We start from the raw sequence: 6,996 nt of genomic DNA, 5'->3' as shown, positions 1-6,996 counted from the left end.
GTCACTTCTGATGAAAAAAGAGGGGATACTCGCTGCATCCCCGCCAATAACCTCTAATTGCTTATTTTATTATATATTCCACAATTTCATCACATTGGCTTCCCTCAATAAACTGAGTAATAGACATAAAGGTGATGCCGTTATCTCCATGTAATTTTTTGGCTCGTTCAATCAGTTGAACATGCGTTATGACCAAGTCGGTATCGCTGGGGATCTCCTCCATTTTAGCGTTGGATACTTTAATATCGATCATGACCTTCTTCAGCTTTGTTTTCAAAACCGACGCCCCAATTACGCTAGACCCCATACCAGCATCACAGGCGACGACTCTCTTTTCAATCTGTCTGGTGCCCAGCTCCTTCATTGTTATGGTGATGTTTATAAATGGTTATCTTATGTTTCGCTTAGTATACTTATTGACATGTTATTCATAATTCTGGTGTGAGCAATATGTCGACTTATGCTGTGCGTAGTGTCATTTGGGTTGGGATATACCTTTTTTTTATTCTGGCCCCTCTGTTGGCATTATTAACCGGTACATTACCCCCAGCTCGAGATTTCTGGACGGAGTTTTCGATTGCCCTTGGTTATGCCGGATTGGCAATAATGGGGCTACAATTTGGTCTGACTGCCCGTTTTCGTTATGTCACCGAACCTTGGGGTGAGGATATTATCTATCACTTCCACCGACGAATCTCTTTGATTGCAGTCGGGCTGGTTATCGCACATCCCTTAATCCTATTTGTTGTTCGTCCAGAGTTATTGGCACTACTAAACTCCTTCGACGCGCCGTGGCGAGCCCGTTTTGCCGCCCTATCAACCTATGCATTAATTGCTTTGGTTATTACCGCATTGTGGCGAGTTCAACTAAAAATACGCTATGAAATCTGGCATTTATCTCACATTATTCTGGCCGTAGTGGCGGTTGTTGCCGGGGTCATGCATATGGTCGGCTGGGGGTTTTACCTCGACGACCCATTAAAAAGAGCACTTTGGGTTGGCCTGATTCTTTTTTGGTTTGGTTTGCTACTGTATGTGCGGATCGTCAAACCGCTGTTTATATTGCGACGCCCCTATCGCGTGGTAGCAGTACGGCAGGAACGGGGTGATACCGCCACCTTGGTGATGATGCCCGATGGCCATGACGGTTTTCGCTTCACTCCCGGACAGTTCGGTTGGTTAACCATTTGGGGTAGCCCGTTTAACATTACCGCCCATCCATTCTCTTTTTCATCCAGCGCACAGGTGAGTGACGGGCGCGTGGAAATGTCGATCCGCAATCTGGGGGATTTTACCTCTAACATACCTAAAGTCCCCATCGGGCAACGGGTCTATTTGGATGGTCCCTATGGAGCATTCACATTAGGAAATCCGGCAGACATGCATGTTCTGGTCGCCGGTGGTGTTGGGATAACGCCAATGATGAGTATGTTGCGAACACTGGCTGATCGCGGTGACCAACGGCCAGCCCTGCTACTTTATGGCAGCAAAGATTGGGAATCGATCACCTTTCGTGAAGAGTTAGAAGCATTAAAATCACGGCTTAATTTGGTCGTGGTGCATGTGTTGTCGAACCCCGCGCCAGACTGGACGGGGGAAAAAGGATTCATTGATGCCGAGGTGTTCAAACGGCACTTGCCCCCTCCCTATGCCAGTCACGAGTATTTTATATGTGGCCCCAATGTCATGATGGATGCTATCGAGTCTGCGCTGAATGAAATCGGTGTTCCTATGTCGAAGTATCATTCAGAACGTTACAGTTTTGCCTGAGGAGTTTACCGATGCGACGTCTATTTGCTGAACGTTTAGTGATTGCCACGGCTGTGGTTGTGATTATGGTGGCGCTGCTATTTGCCTGGCTGCGGGTGGCTGGGTAACAGCATAAAAGCGGTCAAGAGAGCGCACGCCACCAGATGGCAAACCGCACCTTGGCCGCACTGTATTGTTACCAAAAGCCATAACTGACGTCATTGGCAGCAAAAATTGCTATAATGGGGCATGTTTAGTGTCGATATCGTCTTGCAAGTCCCCTTTATCTGGGGAATAACCTTACATCTACCCCTAACTCACCCGCGTGTAGATATCGGTCGCCCTGCACCACAAGGTAACCCTGTTAAAACACTGCAACATCCATCAACGGGCCGTTTTATCGTCAAATGGCCGTAACCTCAAACTGTACAGACTTAAATAGGATCTAACTTACACAGAGCCAGGCCCACCCGCCTTTTCAGGTGTGTTCAACCGTCGTTGAGGCAGTTCAACGATATGGGTCTTGCCACAACTGAGATTAACTATGCTGACTCTGCTTCATCTGCTTTCTTCTGTCGCCCTGCTGGTGTGGGGAACACACATTGTTCGCACCGGTATCATGCGTGTTTACGGTGCCGATCTGCGCCGGGTTCTGAGCGCCAGTATCCAGAAAAAACCCACGGCTTTTATCGCCGGTATTGGTGTCACGGCGCTAGTACAGAGCAGTAATGCTACCGCGTTACTGGTTATCTCATTTGTATCGCAGGGGCTTATCTCCTTGTCGCCGGCCTTAGTGATTATGTTAGGGGCAGATGTCGGGACGGCGCTGATGGCCCGGGTGCTGACATTTGATCTCTCCTGGCTCTCACCGTTGCTAATCCTGGGTGGGGTTATTGTTTTCCTCGGCCAGCGCAAAAGTCGGATTGGTCAGATGGGGCGGGTAGGCATCGGTCTCGGGTTGATTATTCTGGCACTGCAACTGATTGTCACTGCCGCCGGGCCGATTACGCAAGCAACCGCCGTGCAAGCCATTTTTTCATCTCTGACCGGTGATACCATTCTGGCATTATTGATTGGCGCACTGTTCGCCATGATCAGTTATTCCAGTCTGGCCGCAGTATTGCTGACCGCCACACTGGCCGCTACCGGTTTAGTTCCGCTAAATATCGCCCTCTGTATTGTGATTGGCTCTAATCTGGGCAGTGGTTTGCTGGCACTGATCAGCAGCCGTGGGCAGAATGCCATCTCCCGACAAGTGGTGCTGGGCAGCCTACTGTTTAAAGTGATCGGCTGTATTTTAGTCCTCCCTTGGGTCAATATGTTAGGGCAATGGCTCATTAGCCGTAATTTGCCCGCCGCCGAAGTGGTCATTTACTTCCACGTATTTTATAACCTGCTGCGCTGCTTGTTGATGCTGCCATTTGTTGGAGTGATGACTCGTATCTGTAGCCGATTAGTCAGCGATGACCAAACTACCCTACAACCCTCGGCCCCGCGCTATCTTGATATTACCGCCATCGACACACCTTCGTTAGCCTTAGCAAACGCAGTGCGGGAAACCCTGCGAATGGGTGATGTGCTGGAGCAGATGCTGGTGCGGTTTAAAGAAGTACTGGAAGGGAATAAACAGCAAAAGCATGAAGTCAGTTTGTTGGAAGATGAAGTCGACATGCTGTATAGCGCCATTAAGCTCTATTTAGCGCAAATCCAGCAGGATGAGTTGGGTGAGATTGATTCCCGTCGTTGGGCTGAAATTATTGATACGGCGGTTAATCTGCAACAAGCTGGCGATATTATTGGCCGCATGACTGCTGATGTGGCAGCCAAGTCACTCAATGCTCGTAAGCCATTTTCGGCCGAGGGGTTTGAAGAGTTAAATACCCTGCACACCCGTCTGGTAGCCAATCTGGATTTAGGAATGTCGGTGTTTTTATCCCGCGATATCAATAACGCCAAACGCCTACGCCGTGCCAAGCATCGTTTCCGTTTATTAAACCGCCGCTATTCTCACTCTCACGTTGAACGCCTGCATCAACAAAATGTGCAGAGTATTGAAACCAGCAGTCTGCACATGGGGCTATTAGGTGATATGAAACGTTTGAATTCACTGTTCTGCTCAACCGCATACCATGTGTTAGAAGTGCAGGAAGAGGCATTAGATTAAGGTAATAGCGGGGTTTACATTGAGGAGGGGGGCTATATACCCCCTCCCCTGATAAGTTATTTAGCGGCAAACAAGCAGATAGTTCGGGTTAACTCATACGATTTTACAAAGGAGCTAATTGGCAAAAATTCAAACGGTGAATGGAAGTTATGGGCTCCGGTGAAATAGTTTGGTGTCAATAACCCCTGAGTCGATAACGCTGCACCATCGGTACCACCACGCATTGGGATCACCTTAGGTTCAATATCCAACGCGGCCATGGCAGAGAAAATCAAATCAATCGCCTGGGTATCTTCGCCTATCGAGTTGCTGATATTGCTGTAAACGTCGGTGACTGAATGGCTGATTTTCGCTCGTGGATACTTCGCTGCAATCTGTGTAACCACCTCACCAATTCGCTGTTTGCGTGCCGCGAATAACGCATTATCAAAATCGCGAATCGCAATCTTCAGTTTGGCGTGATTGGGGTTGGCAACCATATCAGTAAACCAGACATACCCTTCCCGCCCTTCAGTATGTTCCGGTGTTTCCTGTGGGTCGAACTGACTGATAATGTCATAAGCTACGCGGATAGGGTTGATCAGCACATTTTTGGCAGACATAGGATGAGCCGTTACCCCAACAATATCAATTTCGGCTGAGGCGGCGTTAAAGTTCTCAAATACCACCTCCCCCAGTTCGCAACAATCAATGGTGTAGGCGAAATCAACATCAAACCGTGCCAGATCCAACGCTTTGGCACCGCGCAAACCAATCTCCTCATCCGGCACAAATGCCACCACGATATCCCCATGGCAATCATCGGCACTCAGGTTCTCCAACAGCGTCATCACCACCGTGACCGCCGCTTTATTATCCGCCCCCAACACGCTGGTGCCATCGCCAAAAATAATTTCTTCATCTTGGTAACGAAGGATTTCCGGGTGCTCTGATGTGCGCAGATAGATACCCTGTTCAGGATTCAGGCAGAGATCACTGCCGGTAAAGCGCAACCGCTGCGGGTGGATATCAGGCGATAAACCAACATCAACGGTATCAATATGCGTAATGAAACCAATTCGTGGTGCGGCGGGTTGGTTGCCGGGTTTACGGGCAGTTACCGTCGCATGGGCATCAATGACGATATCTTCCAATCCTAACTGGCGCAGTTCTTCCGCTAACATTTGCGCCATCTTATGCTGCCCGACCGTGCTGGGTAGCGTCATTGACGCGCCATCACTCTGGCTGCTCACCGCCAGATAACGGAAGAAACGTTGGGTCAGTTGTTCTGAGAGTGCCATTGTCATTTCTTATTCCTTATAGACTTAATTCATATCATCAGCATTGCAGGTAAACAGGGGATTAACTGCCCGCCGGATAGGTATACCCACTCTGGAATCCTAGCGGGATACCCAACCCCCAGAACAGATATAGCATCAGGGTTAATACAATGGTCAGCCCGAGAGTATAAGGCAACATCATGGCACAAAGCGTCCCAACCCCGGTTTTAGAGCAATACTGACGGCAATACATAATGATCAACGGATAAAAGGCAAACATCGGTGTCGAGATATTCACCGTTGAGCTAACACGGAAACTGGCCTGGGTCAGTTCAGGGGAGATACCGACTGCCATCAACATCGGGACTAATACCGGTGCCAGAATCGACCATTTGGATGAAGCCGATGTGATAATAATATCTAAGGCGCAAGACAGCAGAATCACCCCAAGAATAGTGAAACCGGCTGGCATTGCCAGGGTGCGCAGGAAATCCGCCCCAGAGATTGCCAACAACGTGCCGATATTGGAATGGCTGAATGAATAAAGAAACTGGGCGCAGAAGAAGCTGAACACTAAAAACGAAACCAATGAACGGGTAATATTTTCCATGCTGCTGGTAACGTCTTTGGTGCTTTTGAAGGTACCGGCACTAAAACCATAAATCAGCCCGGGAATGGCAAACATAAAGAACAACAAGGGTACTATCGCCTGCATAATCGGTGCATCAGGGCGGGTCAGGCTGCCCTCGGGCGAGCGCAATAAGGAATTTTCCGGGTAAAGCGCAGCCGCCAGGCCAATCAGCATCAACAACATGGTCAACCCGGCTTTTTTAAACGCTTTACTCTCTTGAGGTGTCACTTTTTGCAGTTCATCACTGTTGTGGAGCACGCTGAGATCGTCATTTAATGGCATCGACTTAACCAGACGTGGCTCAACAATTTTCTCGGTAATAAACCAACACACCAGAATCACCGCAAAGGTGCTGCCAAAGCTCAGGAAATAGTTACACAACACATTGACGTTATAACTCGGGTCAATTATATGTGCCGCACCTTGGGTGAAGCCCTGCATGATCGGATCGATAATCGATGGCGTGTAACTGGCAGAAAATCCGCCGGCCAAACCTGCGAAAGCGGCGGCGATGCCCGCCAACGGATGGCGACCACTGGCATAGAACATCATGGCAGACACCGGCATCAAAATAACATACGCCGAGTCAGATGCGACGTGACTCACCACCCCGATAAATATTACTGCGGGTGTCAAAATTCGTTGTGGCGTAACGTTAAGCATCTTTTTCAGCATCACCTGAATAAAGCCACTGCCCTCAGCAATCCCGATCCCTAACGTTGCCACAATAGTGATAGCCAGTGGTGGGAAGTTGATAAAATTTTTGACCATAGTGGTAATAAAGGTCACCAACTCAACGGGTGCCAACATATTAGTCACTTTAATCTGATCACCCGTCAGAGGGTGGTAATAGTCGAAATTGATAAATGACAATGCAAAGGAGAGCGCCCAGCACACACCCAATGCATAAATAAATAACATAGTGATATCTGGCATCGCATTACCGATACGCTCGATGGTATTCAGTATTCCGGTCTGCCGGTTTTCCTGCGGTTCTATAGCTGACATATCCTGTCCTTTCCCTGTAAAGCGGCCGAGGCCAAAACGGACAAGAAATACGCGTGACTTCCTGTCGCGAGAGAGTGATTGCGGGGTGTGGGAGAAAACAAAGCCAATATCTAACGGGGTGAAAAACTGATAAACCCTGTCAATACAAAACCAAGAGACCAAACTAACTTAATGAATAATATAAT

The 6,996-nt window shown here is 48.5% G+C and carries 6 protein-coding genes; 3 read left to right on the top strand and 3 right to left on the bottom strand.

Going from position 1 to position 6,996, the window contains the following annotated elements; all coding sequences use genetic code 11:
* Positions 1-61: 61 nt before the first annotated feature.
* The gene (locus V2A85_RS20825) at positions 62-364 is read right to left on the bottom strand and encodes a hypothetical protein (protein WP_420072246.1); all 303 of its coding nucleotides are present in this window, start codon (positions 362-364) and stop codon (positions 62-64) included.
* A gap of 86 nt (positions 365-450) precedes the next feature.
* Between V2A85_RS20825 and V2A85_RS20820 the strand changes: the two genes are divergently transcribed.
* The 3 genes from V2A85_RS20820 to V2A85_RS20810 all read left to right on the top strand — a co-directional run bounded on the left by V2A85_RS20820 (position 451) and on the right by V2A85_RS20810 (position 3,913).
* Positions 451-1,770: a ferric reductase-like transmembrane domain-containing protein gene (locus V2A85_RS20820; protein ID WP_083162517.1), complete on the top strand. Its 1,320-nt coding sequence runs from the start codon at positions 451-453 to the stop codon at positions 1,768-1,770.
* Between the two features lie 228 nt (positions 1,771-1,998).
* Entirely contained in the window at positions 1,999-2,166 is a 168-nt protein-coding gene (locus tag V2A85_RS20815) for a hypothetical protein (protein ID WP_372560552.1), read from the top strand.
* Between the two features lie 127 nt (positions 2,167-2,293).
* Complete coding sequence (locus V2A85_RS20810) at positions 2,294-3,913, top strand: Na/Pi cotransporter family protein (RefSeq protein WP_083162515.1); 1,620 nt, start codon at positions 2,294-2,296, stop codon at positions 3,911-3,913.
* Between the two features lie 56 nt (positions 3,914-3,969).
* Here the strand turns inward: V2A85_RS20810 and pepT are convergent, their stop codons facing one another.
* On the bottom strand, positions 3,970-5,199 hold the full coding sequence (gene pepT, locus V2A85_RS20805; protein ID WP_372560551.1) for a peptidase T: 1,230 nt from the start codon (positions 5,197-5,199) through the stop codon (positions 3,970-3,972).
* A gap of 55 nt (positions 5,200-5,254) precedes the next feature.
* A complete protein-coding gene (locus tag V2A85_RS20800; protein WP_420072245.1) occupies positions 5,255-6,811 on the bottom strand; it encodes an AbgT family transporter in 1,557 nt (518 codons plus the stop codon).
* Positions 6,812-6,996: the final 185 nt, after the last annotated feature.

Origin of the sequence: Yersinia sp. 1252 StPb PI, assembly GCF_048593885.1 — a bacterium.
Classification (GTDB): Bacteria; Pseudomonadota; Gammaproteobacteria; order Enterobacterales; family Enterobacteriaceae; genus Yersinia; species Yersinia enterocolitica_E.
This window is presented reverse-complemented; position numbering and strand designations above follow the sequence as displayed.

Coding starts and splice junctions, on each gene's coding strand:
- V2A85_RS20825 (WP_420072246.1), bottom strand. CDS start 364: ATGAAGGAGCTGGGCACCAGACAGATTGAAAAGAGAGTCGTCGCCTGT.
- V2A85_RS20820 (WP_083162517.1), top strand. CDS start 451: ATGTCGACTTATGCTGTGCGTAGTGTCATTTGGGTTGGGATATACCTT.
- V2A85_RS20815 (WP_372560552.1), top strand. CDS start 1,999: ATGTTTAGTGTCGATATCGTCTTGCAAGTCCCCTTTATCTGGGGAATA.
- V2A85_RS20810 (WP_083162515.1), top strand. CDS start 2,294: ATGCTGACTCTGCTTCATCTGCTTTCTTCTGTCGCCCTGCTGGTGTGG.
- pepT (WP_372560551.1), bottom strand. CDS start 5,199: ATGACAATGGCACTCTCAGAACAACTGACCCAACGTTTCTTCCGTTAT.
- V2A85_RS20800 (WP_420072245.1), bottom strand. CDS start 6,811: ATGTCAGCTATAGAACCGCAGGAAAACCGGCAGACCGGAATACTGAAT.